The sequence below is a fragment of the Pseudonocardia xishanensis genome (genome assembly GCF_039541715.1).
Lineage (GTDB): Bacteria > Actinomycetota > Actinomycetes > Mycobacteriales > Pseudonocardiaceae > Pseudonocardia > Pseudonocardia xishanensis.
This window is the reverse complement of sequence record NZ_BAABGT010000012.1, coordinates 1-16,708: the sequence shown is the minus strand read 5'-3', so window position 1 is coordinate 16,708 and position 16,708 is coordinate 1. Positions and strand designations below refer to the sequence as shown.

Genomic DNA, 16,708 nt, shown 5'->3' with positions numbered 1-16,708 from the left:
CCGTAGCGTTCCGGAGATCGCGCACGGAATCGGCGCCCGAGAGCCTCCCCCGGTCTTCACACGTCGTTCACACGGGAGTGGACGCCCGCGCGGACAGCGCGAGCCGCACGGTGCCGTGGCCCTCGTCGACGACCTCGACGAGCGCGCCGCCCGCCCCGTCCGGCCGCACGGTGACCCGCAGCGTTCCACCGCGCTCGCGCGTCTCGATGCCCAGCTGGACGGCGTCTCGCACCGCGACCAGGATCTGCAGCGGCGCCACGACGACCTCGCCCAGCCCGTCGGCCACCTCGAGCGAGTGCTCCAGCCTGTGCCCGAACCGTGCCTTCTCGATCCCGAGGTACCCCGCGACGGCGGCCAGCTCGTCCGCGAGCGGGATCGCGGGTGTGCCCACCCGGTCCGCCGTCCGCGAGAGGTCGGCCAGGCCCAGGAGCAGGTTCCGGGCGCGCGGGGCGTCGGTGCGCATCACCGAGGCGATCGTGTTGAAGGCGTTGTAGACGAAGTGCTGTTCCAGGCTGCGGTTCAGCGAGCTCGGCCGGACCTCGGGGGCGGGCGGGGGCGGCTCGGCCCCCGGGCCCGGCTCCACACCCGCCTCCGCCCATGTGTCGACACCGGGCTCGGCCTCCGGCTCCGCGGGCGAGACCGGCCCCCAGACCTCGGGCTCCTCGTCGACGGCCGCGGCGTCCTCCGGGCGGTGCCAGGGCGTGCCGTCCCAGGGCGCGGGCCCGATCTCGCCCGGCACGATCCCGCCCCAGACCGGCAGCCGCAGGTGGGCGCCGCGGGTCCAGCCCTGGTACTCGGCCTCGCCGACGATCGTGGGCACCAGCCAGCGCGCGTCCGCCGCGACGGCCGCGGGAACCGCGCCGGGCCCGTCGCGCACGAACGGCGGGACCTGGGCGTGGAGCGTGCGGATCAGGCCGCCGATCTCGCGGCGGGCCTCGTTCGAGCCGACCCCGACGCGCCCGACGTAGCGCAGGGGCCCGTCCGGGCGCTCCGGGATGCCCAGCAGCAGCGCGCCGATCCGGGTGCGGCCGCGGTCGGACCGGTCCGCGGGCATCCAGCCGCCCACGACGACCGGGCGGGTGCGGCGCAGCGGCACCCGCAGCCAGTCCCGGGTCCGCCTGCCGGACTTGTAGGCGGCGTCGACGCGCTTGAGGTGCAGCCCGTCCAGCCCGTAGCGCTCCGCGGCCTCCATCACGAACGCCGCCTCCGACGCCGGGTGCGACGGCGGCACCAGCACCGGTGGGCCCTCGATGCCGAGATCGGCGAGCAGCGCGCGGCGCTCGTGGTAGGGCCTGCGCAGCAAGGGTCTCCCGTCCAGCCAGAGGAGATCGGTCACGACGAACCCGACGGGCACGCGGGCCCGCAGCGCGTCCGACGGGGTCACGGTGGAGGTGCGTCGCATCAGCGGGCGCCGAGACGGTCGCCCGGCGTCGTCCAGGGCGACGACGACGCCGTCGAGCACCATGCCCGCGCCCTCGACCCGCTCCCCCAGCACGGCCAGCTCGGGGAAGCTGTTGGTGACGCTGCGTGCGGTCGAGGACAGCAACCGGACGTGCCCGGGCTCCACGTACGCCACACAGCGGAAACCCGCCCAGGCGAACTCGACGGCCCACTCGCCCCGGTCGCCGTCTCGCAGGTCCCCCTGGGCGGGGAGCATCGGCGGGACGACCTCGGGCATGCCGCCGCCCGCTGCCCGCCCTCTCACGCCACCCACGGTAGCCGCAGGAACCGACGCGGACGGGCGCGTCATCACCCTTTCGGCCGTACGGTGGCGTCCACGCGCCCAGGGAGCCGTGATCTGCGACGGGTGGTGCCGCGCCGATAGGAGAGAATGGGCCGCATCATGACCTCCTCCCTGCTCACGGACCGCCTCCCGCCCGCCGACGACGCCGAGGCCCTCGTCGAGACCTTCGCCGAGTGGGCCTTCGAGGAGCGGGGGCTGTCGCTCTACCCGGCGCAGGAGGAGGCGCTGCTGGAGATCGCGACCGGCGGCAACGTCATCCTGTCCACACCGACCGGTTCCGGGAAGTCGCTGGTCGCCATCGCCGCGCACGCCGCCGCGCTGGCCCGCGGCGCGCGCACCTTCTACACCGCCCCGATCAAGGCGCTGGTCAGTGAGAAGTTCTTCGCCCTGATCGACGTGTTCGGGCCGGAGAAGGTCGGCATGCTCACCGGGGACGCCGCCGTCAACGAGGGCGCGGAGATCATCTGCTGCACCGCGGAGATCCTGGCGAACATCGCGCTGCGCCAGGGGGCGAAGGCGGACGTCGGGTCCGTGGTGATGGACGAGTTCCACTTCTACGCGGACCCCTCGCGCGGCTGGGCGTGGCAGGTGCCGCTGATCGAGCTGCCGCAGGCGCAGTTCCTGCTGATGAGCGCCACGCTGGGCGACACGTCCTTCTTCCGGGACGACCTCACCCGCCGCACCGGCAGGCAGACCGTCGAGATCACCAGTGTGGAACGGCCCGTCCCGCTGTTCTACGAGTACGTCACCACGCCGCTGCACGAGACGATCGACGACCTGCTCAAGGGGCAGCAGGCGCCGATCTACATCGTCCACTTCACCCAGCAGTCCGCCGTCGAACGTGCGCAGTCGCTGATGAGCGTGAACGTGACCAGCAAGGAGGAGAAGGCGGCGATCGCGGAGCTGATCGGCTCCTTCCGGTTCACCGCGGGCTTCGGCCGGACGCTGTCCCGGCTGGTCCGGCACGGGATCGGCGTGCATCACGCGGGCATGCTGCCGCGCTACCGGCGGCTGGTGGAGACCCTCGCCCAGGCCGGGCTGCTCAAGGTCATCTGCGGCACGGACACCCTCGGCGTCGGCATCAACGTGCCGATCCGGACCGTGCTGTTCACCGCGCTGGCCAAGTACGACGGCGTGCGCACCCGACCGCTGAAGGCACGCGAGTTCCACCAGATCGCGGGCCGGGCCGGGCGGGCCGGGTACGACACCGTCGGGACGGTGGTGGCGGAGGCGCCGGAGCACGAGATCGAGAACGCGCGGCGGCTCGCCAAGGCGGGCGACGACGTCAAGAAGCGGCGGCGGGTCGTGCGGGTGCAGGCGCCGGACGGGTTCGTCGGCTGGTCCGCGACCTCGTTCGAGAAGCTGCAGGCCGCCCAGCCCGAGGCGCTGACCAGCCATTTCCAGGTCACGTTCGCGATGCTGCTCAACGTGATCTCCCGGCCGGGGGACGCGTTCGCGGCGATGCGGCACCTGCTGGAGGACAACCACGAGCCGCGGCCGCGCCAGCGCAGGCACATCCTGCGGGCGATCCAGATCTACCGCGCGCTGCTGGTGGCGGGGATCGTGGAGAAGCTGGACTCCCCCGACCCGGAGGGTCGCACGGTCCGGGTCGTCGGCGACCTGCAGCTGGACTTCGCGCTGAACCAGCCGCTCTCGCCGTTCGCGCTGGCGGCGTTCGAGCTGCTGGACCGGGAGTCGCCGTCCTACGCGCTGGACGTGGTGTCGGTGGTCGAGGCGACGCTGGACGACCCGCGCCAGGTGCTGCACGCGCAGCAGAACAAGGCCAAGGGCGAGGCCGTCGCCGCGATGAAGGCGGACGGGATCGAGTACGAGGAGCGCATGGCGCTGCTCGAGGACGTCACGTACCCGAAGCCGCTCGACGAGCTGCTGAACGCCGCGCTGGAGACCTACAAGCAGGGCGCGCCGTGGGTCGAGGACGCGCGGCTGTCGCCGAAGTCCGTGGTCCGGGACATGTCCGAGCGGGCCATGACCTTCCACGAGTACGTCTCGCTCTACCAGCTCGCCCGGTCCGAGGGCCTGGTGCTGCGCTACCTCGCGGACTGCTACCGGGCGCTGCGCCAGACCGTGCCCTCGCACGCGCACACCGAGGAGCTCACCGACCTCATCGAGTGGCTGGGCGAGCTCGTCCGGCAGGTGGACTCCTCGCTGCTCGACGAGTGGGCCGAGCTCGCCGCGGGCGGGGGCGTGGAGGACGAGACGGCTCCGCCCTCGGTGGACTCGACCCCGTCGGGCGTCACGAAGAACGCCAGGGCCTTCCGCGTCCTGGTGCGCAACGCGCTGTTCCGCCGCGTGGAGCTCGCGTCGCTCAACCGCTGGGACCTGCTGGGCGAGCTGGACTCGGCGGCGGGCTGGACGGCCGACCGCTGGCGTACCGCGTTCGAGCCCTTCTTCGCCCTGCACGGCTACGGCGGCATCGGCATCGGCCCGGACGCCCGCGGCCCCAAGCTGATCGACATCGTCGAGGAGCCGGAGCGGTGGCTCGTCCGCCAGGTCATCGACGACCCCGAGGAGGACCACGACTGGGCCATCACCGCCGAGGTGGACCTCGCGGCGTCCGACGAGGCGGGCGAGGCCGTCGTGTGGGTCACGGGCTTCGGCGACTAGCGAGCGGGTCAGCCTGCCCGGTGTCGGGCGTGGAAGAGCGTGTAGACCGCGAAGACCACCAGGCCTGCGGCCAGCACGACGAGTACGGCCGGGCCGAGGGTGTGCTCGCTCAGCTCCCGGAGCGCGGCGTCCAGGCCGATCGGCTGGGCGGGGTCGTGTTGCGCCGCGGCGACCACCAGCAGGGCGCCGGAGAGCACGTAGGCGGCGCCCAGTGCCGTCCAGCCGACCCGGCCGAGCCGCATGACCAGCTGAGACCGGCGCAGCCCCGCGCCCCGCAGGTCCAGGTCGCGGTGGAAGGCGCCGCTGAGCCCGCGGTAGGCGGCGTAGCCCGCCACCCCCACGATTCCCAGCCCCGCCGCCGCGAGCAGGAACCGGCCGCCGGGCAGGCCGAGCAGCAACGTCGGCAGGGGCGGGGTCGAGGGGTCGGCCCCGCCGTCCGCGGCGACGTCCGCGGCCGTCTTGGCCAGCACCGCGTAGACGACTGCCTCGGCGAGGTCCACGCCCGTCCGCCGCAGCCGCGCGGCCCACGGGACCCCGCGGTGCCCCACGGCCGCGTGCACGAGCCGGTCGACGATCAGCGCGACCAGCCCGCCGACCACGAGCCAGAGCACCACCCGGCCCGCGCCCGTCGCCGCGACGGTCTGCAACGCGCCCGTCTTGTCGGCCTTGCCCGTCCCGCCGAAGGCGATCCGGATCGCGAGCACGGCGATCAGCAGGTGCACCAGGCCGTAGGCGACGAGCCCGACCCTCGCCAGCCCGTCCACGACCGGATGGTCGGTGACCTGTTCTGGGGTGCTGTCCGGCACGGCCCACCTCCTCGTCGGCCGTCGGATGATGTCAGGTGTCAGCCCAACGGGCTGCGTGGGAGCAACCGGTCGGCGATGATCTTCTGCTGGATCTCGCTGGTGCCTTCGAAGATCGTGGTCAGCCGGGCGTCCCGCCAGTAGCGCTCGACGCGGTGCTCGGTGGTGTAGCCGTTGCCGCCGTGGAGCTGGATGCCGTCCCCGGTGACGTCGGCGGCCATCTCGGTGGCCAGCAGCTTCACCATCGCGGCCTCCCGCTCGCAGGGTTCGCCCGCATCCAGCCGGTGCGCGACGTGCTGGTAGAACGACCGCGCCTGCTCGACCCGCGCCGCCATCGTGGCCAGCCGGAAGCGGACGGCCTGGAAGTCGCCGATGGGGTGCTCGAACTGCTCGCGCTCCTGCAGGTAGAGCACGCAGTCCTCGACCGCGGCCCTGGCCAGCCCCACCGCGCGCGCCGCCGTGTGCACCCGGGCGATGTTGAGCCACTGCTGGGTGTCGGTGAAACCCTGCGTTCCCCGACCGGCGCCGAGCCGGTTCGCGGCGGGCACCCGCAGCCCGTCGAAGTGCAGGTCCCAGGTGACGAAGCCGTGGTAGCCGATCTTGTCGATCGGGGTGCCGGTGACGCCCTCCGGGAAGGTGTCCCGCTCCTTCTCGACGAGCAGCGTCGCCAGCCCCGCCGAGCGCTTCTCCCCCGGCGCCGGGTCGTCCGTGCGGACCAGGACCTGGATGAAGTCCGCGGCCTTCGCGTTGCCCGTCCAGCGCTTGTGGCCGGTGACCACGTACGAGTCGCCGTCGCGCACGGCCCGGGTGGCGACGGCGGCGAGGTCGGACCCGGCGTCCGGCTCGGACAGGGCGATGGCCCCGATCCAGGAGCCTGCGGCACTGCGCCGCAGCAGCTCCGCGCGCCGCTCCTCGTCGGCGACCTCGGTCCCGGCGCCCTGGGCGCGGGCGATGATGCTGCCGACGCTCATCCAGCCCCGCGCCAGCTCCTCGGCGATCATGCAGTACTCGAAGGCGCCGAGCCCGAGCCCGCCGTGCTCGGTGGGCACGGTGATGCCGAAGTAGCCGAGCTCACCCATCTCCGCGAGCAGGGACCGCGGGATCTCGCCCTTGACCTTGTCCAGCTCGTCCGCCACGGGCAGCACCCGCTCGAGCGCGAAGGCCCGGGCCTGCTCCTGCAGCTTCTCGCGCTCGGGGGTGTGGAAGGGCGCGGGGACGACCGGGACGGGCGCGGTCAACAACTCGCTCATGGACGAGTTGTGCCACAGTCGCCGCCGCCCCGCAGGTCGAGACCCGGCCCTGGAGTCGGCCCTGGAGTCGGCTCTGGAGTCGGCTCTGGAGTCGGCCCTAGAGTCGGCGCAGCCCCGCCAGCACCCGCTCCATCAGCGCCACGTCCGGACCCTCGGCGGCCACCGTGCTGTGCACCTCGAGTGCGCCGGTGACCGCCAGGTCACCGACGACGACCCGCGCCACCCCGAGCGGCATGCCGAGCAGCGCCCCGATCTCGGCGACGGACCGGGGCTCGCGGCAGAGGTCGAGCAGGTGCCGGTGCTCGGCGAGCTCCGGGCGGGTCAGCGCGGCGGCCTGGGTGGACACCAGGGTCTCGATCGCCAGCTCGTAGCGGGAGCGGGTGCGGCCCCTGGTGTAGAAGTACGGCCGCACCGCCAACGACCGGCCCGCCTCGTCGCGGGGCTCGTAGGGCTCCTCCTGGGCGGCGGGCAGCGGCGGGAGCAGGACGGGCTCGGGCACCACCCGGATCGGCTCCGGGTTGGCCTCCTTGTCCCGGCGCCTGCGCGACGAACCGCCGAAGCGCGCCCCGGTGTAGCCGACCTCCGGCACCTCGTGGAACCCGGCGGGCTCGGCCGGGACCTCGGGCGCCGGGGCGGGGGCGACCGCGGCCTGCGCGGGCCGCACCACGGCGATGGCGGCGGTGTCCTCCTCGTCCGCGGTGCGGGGCGTGACCTCGACGGCCTCGGCCCTCCGCTTGCGCCGCTTGCGGGGCGCGCCGCCGAAGCGGGCGCCCGTGAAGCCGATGTCGTAGTCCTCGGCCGGGGTCATTGCACTCCCTCTGCGCGGCTCCGGGAACCGTGGGGGCGGCTCGCGCCGACACGCGGGGGAGCCGCGGGGCTGCGGGTCGGTCGCCTCATGGATCGCACGCTCCCCAGTGCTCGTTACGGACCTGTGTCATGGATGTTCCACCGACATGACGATCGCGGAGGGTGGTCGGCTTCCGACGTTCGAGTGATCCACCCGGCGCGGACGGTGATCTCCGCGGTGCGGGGAACCCGTCGAAAGGGGACGCACCGGACCGTCACCTGATCGCGACGTCGTCGTTGCGCCCCCCGGGCGGGGAGGGGCACTAGGTTCTCGACGTGCTCCGGTACCTCCCGCTCGCCCGGCCCTGGTTCGGGACGGTCGCCGCCGTCGCGTTGCTCGGTGTCGTGGTGCAGCTGATCGCCACGACGATCGACTCCCAGCCCTACTCGGTGTTCACCTCGACCGGTTCCCGCGTGGCCAACGTGCTGGCCTTCTTCACGATCCTGTCGAACCTGATCGTCGGCGTGGTGCACGTGATGCTGGCCGCGGACCCGGAGCGGGACTCGCCGCTGTTCCGGGTCCTGGTGCTCGACGCCGTGCTCGCCATCGCGGTCACCGGCGTCGTCTACAACCTCGTGCTGGCGCAGACCGCGAACCCGCACGGCCTGCACCAGCTCGCGAACGTGCTGTGCCACATGGTGACCCCGCTGCTCGCCGTCGTCGGATGGCTGGTGTTCGGGCCGCGGGGGCTGGTGACCCGGGACGTCGTGGTGTACTCGGCGGGCTACCCGCTGGCGTGGCTGGTGTTCACCCTGGTCCGCGGCGCGGTGATCGACTGGTACCCGTACCCCTTCGTGAACGTGGTGGCGCACGGGTACCTGCGGGTCGCCGTCAACTGCCTGGTGGTGGCGGTGCTGTTCCTCGGGCTCGGCTTCGGCGCGCTGGCCCTGGACCGGCGCCTGCCAGGGCTGCGCGCCCAGCCGGTGACGTAGTCCGATGGGAGGCATCGCTCCTCTCGCGTTCGGCCGCCGCACGTTCGTGCTCGGTGCCGCCGCCGCCTCGCTGGTCGCCTCCGCGCCGCGGGCGCTCGCCGCACCCGTCCGGGACCCGTTCACCCTCGGCGTCGCCTCCGGGGACCCGACTCCGGACGGGATGGTCCTGTGGACCCGCCTCGCCCCGGACCCGCTCGCCGCCGACGGCCTGGGCGGCATGCCCGGCCGCACCGTGCCGGTCGGGTGGGAGATCGCCGAGGACGAGGCGTTCGCCCGGGTGGTGCAGCGCGGGGTCGCCGACGCCGTGCCGGACTCCGCGCACACCGTGCACGTCGAGGCCACCGGGCTCGCGCCGGGCCGGGAGTACTTCTACCGCTTCCGCGCCGCCGGGGCCCTCTCCCCCGCGGGCCGCACCCGGACCGCCCCCGCGCCGGGCACGCTCGGGGCCCTCACGACCTGCGTCGCGTCGTGCGCCGACTACCCGGTCGGGTGGTTCACCGCGTACCGGAGGCTGGCCGAGGACGAGCCCGGCCTCGTCCTGCACCTGGGTGACTACCAGTACGAGTACGCGACACCGGAGGGGTCCGTCCGGCCCGTCGCGGGGCCGGAGACGACGGCGCTGTCCGGGTACCGGCAGCGGCACGCGCAGTACAAGACGGACCCGGACCTGCAGGCCGCGCACGCCGTCGCGCCGTGGCTGGTCGTCTGGGACGACCACGAGGTCGTGGACAACTGGGCGGGCCGGGCCACCGAGCCGGGTTTCCCGGAGCGTCGGATCGCCGCCTTCCGGGCCTACTACGAGCACATGCCGCTGCGCCGCACCTCGGTGCCGCGCGGGATCGACATGCAGCTCTACCGGCGGATCGGGTGGGGCGCACTGGCGACCTTCCACCTGATGGACACCCGCCAGTACCGCTCCGACCAGGCCTGCGGGGACGGGATGCGGGTGGGCTGCACCGCGCGCCTCGACCCGTCCCGCTCCCTGCCCGGTGTCGCCCAGGAGGCCTGGCTGCGAGCCGGCCTGCGTTCCTCCGGCGCCCGTTGGGACGTGCTGGGCCAGCAGGTCTTCTTCGCCGAACGCGCCCGGGCCTCGGACGGGGCCTACGCGATGGACGGCTGGGACGGCTACGCGCCGTCGCGGGACCGGGTGCTCGCCGGGTTCGCCGACGTCCGGAACGCGGTCGTGCTGACCGGGGACGTCCACACCCACTGGGCCAACGAGCTGGTGCGCGGCGACCGGGTCGTGGGCACCGAGCTCGTGTCCAGCTCGATCACCTCCGGGGCGGACGGGGACGCCGCGGGCGACCACCCCGACCTGCGGCGCAACCCGCACCTGCGCTTCCGGAGCAACCGCCGCGGGTACGTGCGGGCCCGCTACGCCGCGGACGGGGTCACGGCGGACTTCCGGGTGGTCGACGCCGTCACCACACCGGGGGCCCCGGTCCGCACGGCGGCGTCCTTCGTGATCCCCGACCGGGACCCGGGACTCCACCCGGCCTGATCCGCCATGATGGCGCCATGGCCATCACCCGCGGTTTCACCGGTCGTCGCAGGGGCCGTGACCCCCGCCTGCCCCCGGGGCAGTACGACGCCGGGAGGGACTGGCCCGTGCTCAACGCCGAGGCCACCCCGCGGCTCGGCACCGACCGCTGGACCTTCACCATCGAGGGACTCGTCGAGAAGCCGGTGAGCTGGACCTGGGCGGAGATCCAGGCGCTGCCGCGCTCGCGCTACGAGGGCGCGATCCACTGCGTCACGACGTGGTCGAAGTTCGACATGACGTTCGACGGCGTCTCCGTGGACACCCTCCTCGATGCGGTGGACCTCGCGGAGTCGGCCGCCTACGTCATGGCCACCTCGCACACCGGCTACACCACCAACCTCCCGCTGGAGGACGTGACCGGCGGCAAGGCGTGGGTCGTCTGGGACGTGGACGGGGCCCCGCTGACCGCCGAGCACGGCGGCCCCGCCCGGCTCCTGGTGCCGCACCTGTACTTCTGGAAGTCGGCGAAGTGGGTGTCCGGGCTGCGGATCATGGCGTCCGACGAGCAGGGCTTCTGGGAGCGCAACGGCTACCACGACCGCGGCGACCCCTGGCTCGAGCAGCGCTACCAGGGGGACTGAGCGTGCCCACCTGGCAGAAGGCGACCGTCGTCGAGGTCCGCCGCGAGACCCCGAACGCGAAGACCTTCCGGCTGAAGCTGCCCGCGGTGTCCACGCACGTCGCGGGGCAGTACTACGTGCTGCGGCTGACCGCGGACGACGGCTACACCGCCCAGCGGGACTACTCGGTCGCCTCGGTGCCCGGGTCCGACCTGGTGGACCTCACCGTCGAGCTGCTGCCCGGCGGCGAGGTGTCGGAGTTCCTGCACGAGGTCGTCGAGGTCGGGGACGAGCTGGAGGTCCGCGGGCCGATCGGCGGCTGGTTCGCCTGGCGCGGGGACACCCCGGCGCTCGGGGTGGCCGGTGGGTCGGGGGTGGTGCCGCTGATGTCCATGCTGCGGTTGTCGCGGCAGCGGGATCCGGGGCTGTTCCGGCTGCTGATCTCGGCGCGCCGCCCCGCGGACCTGTACTACGCGGACGAGGTCGTGGGCCCGCGCACCACGGTGGCGTACACCCGCCAGACCCCGCCGGACTGGCCCCGCCCCGCGGGCAGGCTCACCGCGGAGGACGTCGCGGCGGTCCTGGAACCGGACCAGACCGTCTTCGTCTGCGGCACTCCGCCGTTCTGCGACCACGCCACCGACCTGCTGATCGGGCAGGGCGTGGCGACCGAGCGCATCCGCGTGGAGCGCTTCGGCCCCAGCTGAGCGGTCCGGCTCGGCCGTCGGACAGGAGGTCAGCTGCGGCGGTACATCTCGGCGGCGGCCTCGGAGAAGCCCGTCGGGACGCCCGCCGCCGCCAGGGTCGCGGCGGCCTCCTCCATCTCCGCGACCCAGCGCCAGCCCTTCTCCTTCGCGACCCGGGTGATCGCGTCGAGGCTCCCGGGGTAGTCGACGCCGGTGCGGGCCAGCTCGGCGCGCAGCGGCTCGTCGACGTCCAGGGTGCGGGCGGCCTCGTCGAGCGCCAGCCAGATCGCGGGCAGGGCCTTGCTCTGCAGGGCGAAGCAGGCCTTGAGTGCGCTGGCCCGGCCGAGCTCGGGACCGAGGTGCCGGGCGTCGAAGGGGGTGCCCGCGAACAGCGCCTCCACCAGCGTGGCGTGCGGGCCTGCGAGCCACAGCACCGTGGTGCCCCGCTCCCAGGCGGGCGGGCCGATGACGGCGGCGTCGACCAGGCCGTCGTCCGGGAAGAGGTCCGCCATGCCGGTGACCGTCCCCGGGGAGACGGCGTTGGCCTCGACGAACAGCGGCCTGCGCGGCTGCCCCTCGACGGCGGCGGCGACCTGCTCGGCCACCTCGCGCGCGGCGCCGGGCGGGCAGATCGAGATCACGACGTGGGCGCGCCGGGCCAGGTCCTCGACCGTCGGCACCGCGACCAGGTCGGCCAGCTCGGCCCGCTTCGCCGTGGCGTGCGACCGGCCCGCGTCCGCCCAGATCACCGCGCCCGCCCGCCGTTTCAGCGCCGATCCCAGCGCGGCGCCCATCGCGCCCGGGTGCAGGATCCCGATCACGGGCCGGTCCGGCAGCTCCCACTCGCTCACGACCCCATCATGCTCCGCGCCGCGGCCCGCCGGTGATCCGTGCTCCGGGAGTGGGGCGGTCGACATCCGACCGTCTCCCTCCCGAACCGAGGATCACCACCGACCGACCGCTCCCGCGGGCCGATCAGGTCGTCGGGCGAGGGCGCTCAGGCGGTCGCGGAGGTCGACGAGGGCGTCCAGGGCGCCCGGGACCACGTACACCGCCAGGGCGAGGGTGGCCGCGGTGAGCAGCGGCGCCACGACCAGCGCCTCCACCCGCCCACCGGCCCGGAACCGCAGCGGGCGCGGCGTGCCGACCGGGTACCAGTGCCTGCCGCGGATCGGCACCGGCCACAGCAGCGGCGCGCCGGACTCGGTCACGGCGTCCCCGAGGGAGTGCACCAGCATCCCCAGGCCGACCGCGAGGCCCAGCCAGCCCGCCGTGCCCGCGGTCCCGCCGGGCAGCAGCGTCTCGCACGCCCAGGTCAGCCCCGCGGCGATGACCAGCGAGGGCGGGCCGGGGACCAGCCCGTCGAGCCCCTTGATCGCCAGGGCCAGGCAGACGAACAGCACCCCCGCCGTGACCGGGGTGCCCCAGCGCGCACTCGCGACGGCGACTCCCCCGCCCAGCAGCAGCGCCCCGGCGAGGGTGTGGGTCAGGCCGCGGTGGGTGCCGCGGCCGCTGTCCCGGGGACCGCGGGTGAGCCGGAAGACCAGCGCCGACAGCGGCCGCACGCCGTGCGCGGCCAGCCAGGACGCCCAGGAGAACCGGCGGGTGGCCGTCGAGCTCGGGTGGTCGAGGTCCGGCAGCAGCGCGGCGCCCGCGGCGACCCCGGCGAAGGCGAGGATCTCCCCCGCCGTGGCCGACATCCCGACGGCCTGCGGCGCGAGCCCGGCGACCGCGAGCCCGAGGGCCGCTCCCGACGTGGCGTGACTGACCCCGAGCACCGCGTGACCCTACGGCGGCGCGACCCCCGTCCGGCGGAGCCACGCCGCAGCCCCAGCGGACGCCGGAGGGCGCCGCGGCGGATACTGCGGCCATGCGGATCGACGACGGCGTCGTGGCAGGCTGGTGTGCCCTCGGCGGGCCGAGCACCGTGGAGATCGTGGCCCGCTCGGGTGTGGACCTCGTCTGCCTCGACACCCAGCACGGCCTGCTGGACGACCACGACCTGCTCCCGGCGATCCAGGCCTGCGGCCCGGTCCCGGCGCTGGTCCGGGTCTCCCACAACGGCCCCGAGCCGATCGCGAGCGCCCTGGACCGCGGCGCGGCCGGCGTGATCGTGCCGCTCGTGAACTCCGCCGCCGAGGCCGCGGCGGCGACGGCGGCCTGTGCCTACCCGCCCGCGGGCACCCGGAGCTTCGGCCCGACGCGGGTGGGCTGGACCGGCGGCGACGTCCTCGCCCCCGGCGGGTGCGTGATCATGATCGAGACCATGGCCGCGGTGGCCGATCTCGCGGCGATCGTGGCGGTGCCGGGCGTCGACGCGCTGTTCGTCGGGCCGTCGGACCTGTCGTTGGGTTCCGGACGCGCCGCGGTCCCGCCGCTCGACGACGCCGGCTACCGCGACCTGCTCCGCTCCGTCACCGCCGCGACGGCGCTGCCGGTCGGGGTGTTCTGCGGCGATCCCGCGTGGGCGCCGGTCTACCGCGACCTCGGCTTCACCTGGCTGACCCTGCCCGCGGAGGCGACGCTGCTGCAGCAGGGTCTGGCCGCGGCTCTGGGGCGGGTGCGTCCGGGCGGTCGGTGACGCGGGTGAGGTCGTCTCGGAGGCCGTCGAGCCAGACCCGCAGGTCGGCCAGGTGGTACAGGTCCGCGCCGAGGTCGGTGGGCCAGACGAGGTCCGGGGCGGGCAGGGTCGGGGCGGTCAAGGCGGTGCGGTCCAGCCGGGCCAGGCCGAGGGCCACGTGCTCGAACCGCGACGCGACGTCCGCGGCCGCGAGGTCCAGCGGGCCGACGCACTCCAGCAACCGCCCCGTCGGGCAGTCCCGGACCAGCGCCTCGGCCCCGCGGACGGCGTGGTGCCCGGCGAGCAGCGTGGCCTGCCAGTCGACGATGCCCTCCTTCGGGTGCCGCTCGGCCTGGTGTTGGGCGTAGGTCGTCTCGGCGAGGATGCCGGTGTGGCGGGCCCGGGGCAGCGCGTCGCCGACCCGGGCGCCCTCGGCGACCACCCGGACGGTCTCGCGCACCACGCCCGCCGAGTCCGCCAGGAACTCCGCGGCGGCCCGGTGCAGCTCGCCGGTCCCGCCCCGCGGCCACGCCAGCAGCCCGACGACGACCCCGATCCCGGCCCCGACCGCCACGTCGACCACCCGCGCCTCGGCGAGCTGCCAGCCCGCGGGCGCCATCTGCGCGAACACCATCGACACGACCAGTGTGAACAGCCCCTGCGCCGCGGCGGGACCGAGCAACGGGCCCGCCGAGAACCCCACCAGCATCACGATCGGCAGCACCACCGCGTAGACGACCGGCGGCATCCCGGCGACGAGGATCGCGGCCGCGACGAGCGCCCCGACCGTGGTGCCCACCAGGGCGGGCCGCAGGACGGCGCGGGTCTCGGCCGCCGTCGTCCGGAGCACGACGAGGACGGTGAGCAGCACCCAGAACCCGTGGTCCAGGTCGAACACCCCGGCCAGGTAGCGGGCGACGCCGAGGGCGAACGCCAGCCGCAGCGCGCCCTGGAAGAACACCGACCGCGGCGTGAGGTGCCCGCGCAGCCGCCGCCAGAACAGCTCGACCTCGTTGCGGCGGGCGAACCAGAAGGGCCCGGGCCGGGCCTCCGGCGGAGTGGGGTCCGGCCCGATCGGTGCCCCGCCCGCCACCCGCAGTGCCGTGACCAGCGTCTTCGACCACTCCCCCAGGACGAGCGCGTGCGCGCCGATCCGGAGGTGCTCGACCGGCACGCCGTCCGGCGAGGTGGCGGCCCGCAGCGCCCGGAACTCGCGCAGCGCGGCGGTCATCCGGTCGGTGTCGGGCACCGGCCCGTTCCCCCGCAGCCACTCGGCCGCGGCCCGCACGCACCCGGCCACCTCCCGCAGCAGGGCCGCCACGGCGGGGAGGTCCGGGGCCCGCGTCGCGTCGGTGTGGGCCAGGTCCGCGGCGCGCCCGACCAGCATCCGGACCGTCGCGGACGCCACCGTGAGCGCGCGGTCCCGCCTGCTCGCCGAGGCCGGGGCCTGCCCGGCGGGCAGCAGCGAGGGGCGCAGGCCCTCCGCGGCCTCGAGCGCGGTCGCGACGAGGTTGCGGCGGAGCCCCGGCCCCCCGGACACCGCGTCGGCGAGGGCGTCCAGGCAGTCCGCCAGTGCCTCCACGGCGACCCGCAGCCGGTCCCGGTACGGCCGCGGCGTCGCGTCGGGCCAGAGCACGAGCTCGGCGACCACCAGCAGCACGATCGCCAGCGCGTACCCGGCCAGCCGCCAGCCGAGCGTCTCCGGGGCGTAGGGCGGGAACGACGGGAGGATGTAGAGCAGCTGCGTCCCGGCCGCCAGCCCGACGAGCCGCGGCCCGCCCACCCCGACGAAGCTCACCGCGAACCCCAGCACCACCATGCCGAGGGTCGCGGTCCACAGGGTCACCGACAGCAGGGTCCCCAGGCAGATGAGCGCCGCGCCGACCGGCAGCATGAGCAGCAGCGTGCGGGCCCGCCGGGCCGGGCCGCCGGGGATCTGCGAGAGCACCCCGAGCGCGACGGCACCGAACAGGGCGTAGGGCGCCATGTCGGCGTTGTCCAGGGCGTAGCGGCTGAGGTAGAAGCCCAGGCAGGCCACGATCGTGACGCGCGCCGCGCGGCGCACGGTGGTCAGTCCCGGATCGTGCCTGCGCAGCCAGTCCACCCGGCGATCCTGACCGGGCCGCGGCGATCAGTCCAGGTGCGGTTGGGGGACGGTACCGCGTCGGTCCGAGAGTCGCTTGGGGAAGTAGTGCTGGATGGCGGCGTTGAAGTGCGCGCCCAGCACGATCGCCATCCCGATGAAGAAGGTGGCCAGCAGGAACGCGATCGGCGCGGCGAGGGCGCCGTAGGTGTAGCCGGTGCCGGTCAGCCAGTTGATGTAGACCCGCAGCCCGGTGGCCCCGCACAGGAACACGACGGCGGCGAGCACCGCGCCCGGCAGCCCCCGGTGCCACGGCGGCTTGGCGGGCAGCGCGAGCTTGTAGAGCGTGGTCAGCGCGAGGATCAGCCCGACGCCCAGCACCGGGTAGTACAGCCAGCCGATCAGCGTGATCGCGGTGTCCTGCCAGGAGGTGGGCAGCAGCTTGGGCAGCCGGTCCGGGCCCAGTGCGAGCAGCGGCAGCGACACGATCCCGCCCACCAGCGCCACGACGTACATGAGCAGCGCGAGTATCCGCTGCCACACCGGGTTCCGGACGCCGTACTGGTCGTGGGCCCGGGTGATGGCGTCCACGAACGACGACATCGCCGACGACCCGGACCACAGCGAGATCACGAAGCCCAGCGACACCAGCTCGGAACGGCCGGTGCTCAGCAGCTGCGACACCGTCGGCCCGATGATCTCCGTGACCGCGTTCTCGCTGAACACCGTGGACGCCCCGGCCACGATCTGCCGCTCGACCAGGGCGATCGTGTCCGGCCCGAGGTAGTCCGCGATGTAGCCCATCGCTCCGAGCAGCCCGAGGAGCAGCGGCGGGAGCGAGAGGGTCTGCCAGAAGGCGGCGGAGGCGGACTCGCTGAAGATGTTGTCGTCCCACGCCCGGACGACCGTGCGCTTGAACAGCAGCCACGCCGCCCGTCCGCCGTGGGGGCGGGGGCTCCCGTCCGCGGACAGCCGGATGGTGGGCGCCTCGTCCGCGGGGCGCTCGGAGCCGGGCTCCGGTGCGACGGGCTCGGCGGGTCCGGCGGGCTCGGCGGGCGCGGCGGGCGCGGCGGGC

At 74.6% G+C, this 16,708-nt stretch carries 14 protein-coding genes; 6 read left to right on the top strand and 8 right to left on the bottom strand.

Features of this window, described 5'->3' with window-relative positions:
* Window positions 1–67: 67 nt before the first annotated feature.
* Entirely contained in the window at window positions 68–1,705 is a 1,638-nt protein-coding gene (locus tag ABD993_RS02815) for an ATP-dependent DNA ligase (RefSeq protein WP_345412335.1), read from the bottom strand.
* 138 nt (window positions 1,706–1,843) lie between these two features.
* Between ABD993_RS02815 and ABD993_RS02810 the strand changes: the two genes are divergently transcribed.
* On the top strand, window positions 1,844–4,369 hold the full coding sequence (locus ABD993_RS02810) for a DEAD/DEAH box helicase (protein ID WP_345412332.1): 2,526 nt from the start codon (window positions 1,844–1,846) through the stop codon (window positions 4,367–4,369).
* Window positions 4,370–4,377: 8 nt separating this feature from the next.
* Here ABD993_RS02810 and ABD993_RS02805 read toward each other — a convergent pair whose 3' ends face one another.
* From ABD993_RS02805 to ABD993_RS02795, 3 genes are all read right to left on the bottom strand, one after another.
* Complete coding sequence (locus ABD993_RS02805; RefSeq protein WP_345412331.1) at window positions 4,378–5,175, bottom strand: DUF1206 domain-containing protein; 798 nt, start codon at window positions 5,173–5,175, stop codon at window positions 4,378–4,380.
* Window positions 5,176–5,213: 38 nt separating this feature from the next.
* Window positions 5,214–6,422, bottom strand: coding sequence for an acyl-CoA dehydrogenase family protein (locus ABD993_RS02800; protein WP_345412328.1), 1,209 nt, complete (start codon window positions 6,420–6,422; stop codon window positions 5,214–5,216).
* A 97-nt stretch (window positions 6,423–6,519) separates the two neighbouring features.
* Entirely contained in the window at window positions 6,520–7,230 is a 711-nt protein-coding gene (locus ABD993_RS02795; RefSeq protein WP_345412326.1) for a DUF742 domain-containing protein, read from the bottom strand.
* Between the two features lie 314 nt (window positions 7,231–7,544).
* Here ABD993_RS02795 and ABD993_RS02790 point away from each other — a divergent pair, with 314 nt between their 5' ends.
* Genes ABD993_RS02790 through ABD993_RS02775 form a run of 4 tightly spaced genes read left to right on the top strand, consistent with a single transcriptional unit; the run spans window position 7,545 to window position 11,011 of the window.
* Window positions 7,545–8,201, top strand: coding sequence for a Pr6Pr family membrane protein (locus tag ABD993_RS02790; RefSeq protein WP_345412323.1), 657 nt, complete (start codon window positions 7,545–7,547; stop codon window positions 8,199–8,201).
* Between the two features lie 4 nt (window positions 8,202–8,205).
* The gene (locus tag ABD993_RS02785) at window positions 8,206–9,702 is read left to right on the top strand and encodes an alkaline phosphatase D family protein (protein ID WP_345412321.1); all 1,497 of its coding nucleotides are present in this window, start codon (window positions 8,206–8,208) and stop codon (window positions 9,700–9,702) included.
* Between the two features lie 17 nt (window positions 9,703–9,719).
* The gene (locus ABD993_RS02780) at window positions 9,720–10,325 is read left to right on the top strand and encodes a sulfite oxidase-like oxidoreductase (protein WP_345412319.1); all 606 of its coding nucleotides are present in this window, start codon (window positions 9,720–9,722) and stop codon (window positions 10,323–10,325) included.
* A 2-nt stretch (window positions 10,326–10,327) separates the two neighbouring features.
* Entirely contained in the window at window positions 10,328–11,011 is a 684-nt protein-coding gene (locus ABD993_RS02775) for an FAD-binding oxidoreductase (protein ID WP_345412316.1), read from the top strand.
* Window positions 11,012–11,040: 29 nt separating this feature from the next.
* Here ABD993_RS02775 and ABD993_RS02770 read toward each other — a convergent pair whose 3' ends face one another.
* Window positions 11,041–11,841, bottom strand: a complete 801-nt coding sequence (locus ABD993_RS02770; RefSeq protein ID WP_345412314.1) for a DUF1932 domain-containing protein — start codon at window positions 11,839–11,841, stop codon at window positions 11,041–11,043.
* Window positions 11,842–11,934: 93 nt separating this feature from the next.
* Window positions 11,935–12,768, bottom strand: a complete 834-nt coding sequence (locus ABD993_RS02765; protein ID WP_345412312.1) for a metal-dependent hydrolase — start codon at window positions 12,766–12,768, stop codon at window positions 11,935–11,937.
* Between the two features lie 92 nt (window positions 12,769–12,860).
* Here ABD993_RS02765 and ABD993_RS02760 point away from each other — a divergent pair, with 92 nt between their 5' ends.
* Window positions 12,861–13,571, top strand: a complete 711-nt coding sequence (locus ABD993_RS02760; protein WP_345412310.1) for an HpcH/HpaI aldolase family protein — start codon at window positions 12,861–12,863, stop codon at window positions 13,569–13,571.
* Here ABD993_RS02760 and ABD993_RS02755 read toward each other — a convergent pair.
* Both ABD993_RS02755 and ABD993_RS02750 read right to left on the bottom strand, forming a co-directional pair.
* Entirely contained in the window at window positions 13,483–15,654 is a 2,172-nt protein-coding gene (locus tag ABD993_RS02755) for an FUSC family protein (RefSeq protein WP_345412308.1), read from the bottom strand. The genes ABD993_RS02760 and ABD993_RS02755 overlap by 89 nt on opposite strands.
* A 27-nt stretch (window positions 15,655–15,681) precedes the next feature.
* On the bottom strand, window positions 15,682–16,605 hold the full coding sequence (locus tag ABD993_RS02750; protein ID WP_345412804.1) for a YihY/virulence factor BrkB family protein: 924 nt from the start codon (window positions 16,603–16,605) through the stop codon (window positions 15,682–15,684).
* Window positions 16,606–16,708 lie beyond the last annotated feature (103 nt).

What these genes read in the sequence shown, in the direction of transcription:
- ABD993_RS02810 (WP_345412332.1), top strand. Translation starts at nt 1,844, where the DNA reads ATGACCTCCTCCCTGCTCACGGACCGCCTCCCGCCCGCCGACGACGCC.
- ABD993_RS02800 (WP_345412328.1), bottom strand. Translation starts at nt 6,422, where the DNA reads ATGAGCGAGTTGTTGACCGCGCCCGTCCCGGTCGTCCCCGCGCCCTTC.
- ABD993_RS02795 (WP_345412326.1), bottom strand. Translation starts at nt 7,230, where the DNA reads ATGACCCCGGCCGAGGACTACGACATCGGCTTCACGGGCGCCCGCTTC.
- ABD993_RS02785 (WP_345412321.1), top strand. Translation starts at nt 8,206, where the DNA reads ATGGGAGGCATCGCTCCTCTCGCGTTCGGCCGCCGCACGTTCGTGCTC.
- ABD993_RS02780 (WP_345412319.1), top strand. Translation starts at nt 9,720, where the DNA reads ATGGCCATCACCCGCGGTTTCACCGGTCGTCGCAGGGGCCGTGACCCC.
- ABD993_RS02760 (WP_345412310.1), top strand. Translation starts at nt 12,861, where the DNA reads ATGCGGATCGACGACGGCGTCGTGGCAGGCTGGTGTGCCCTCGGCGGG.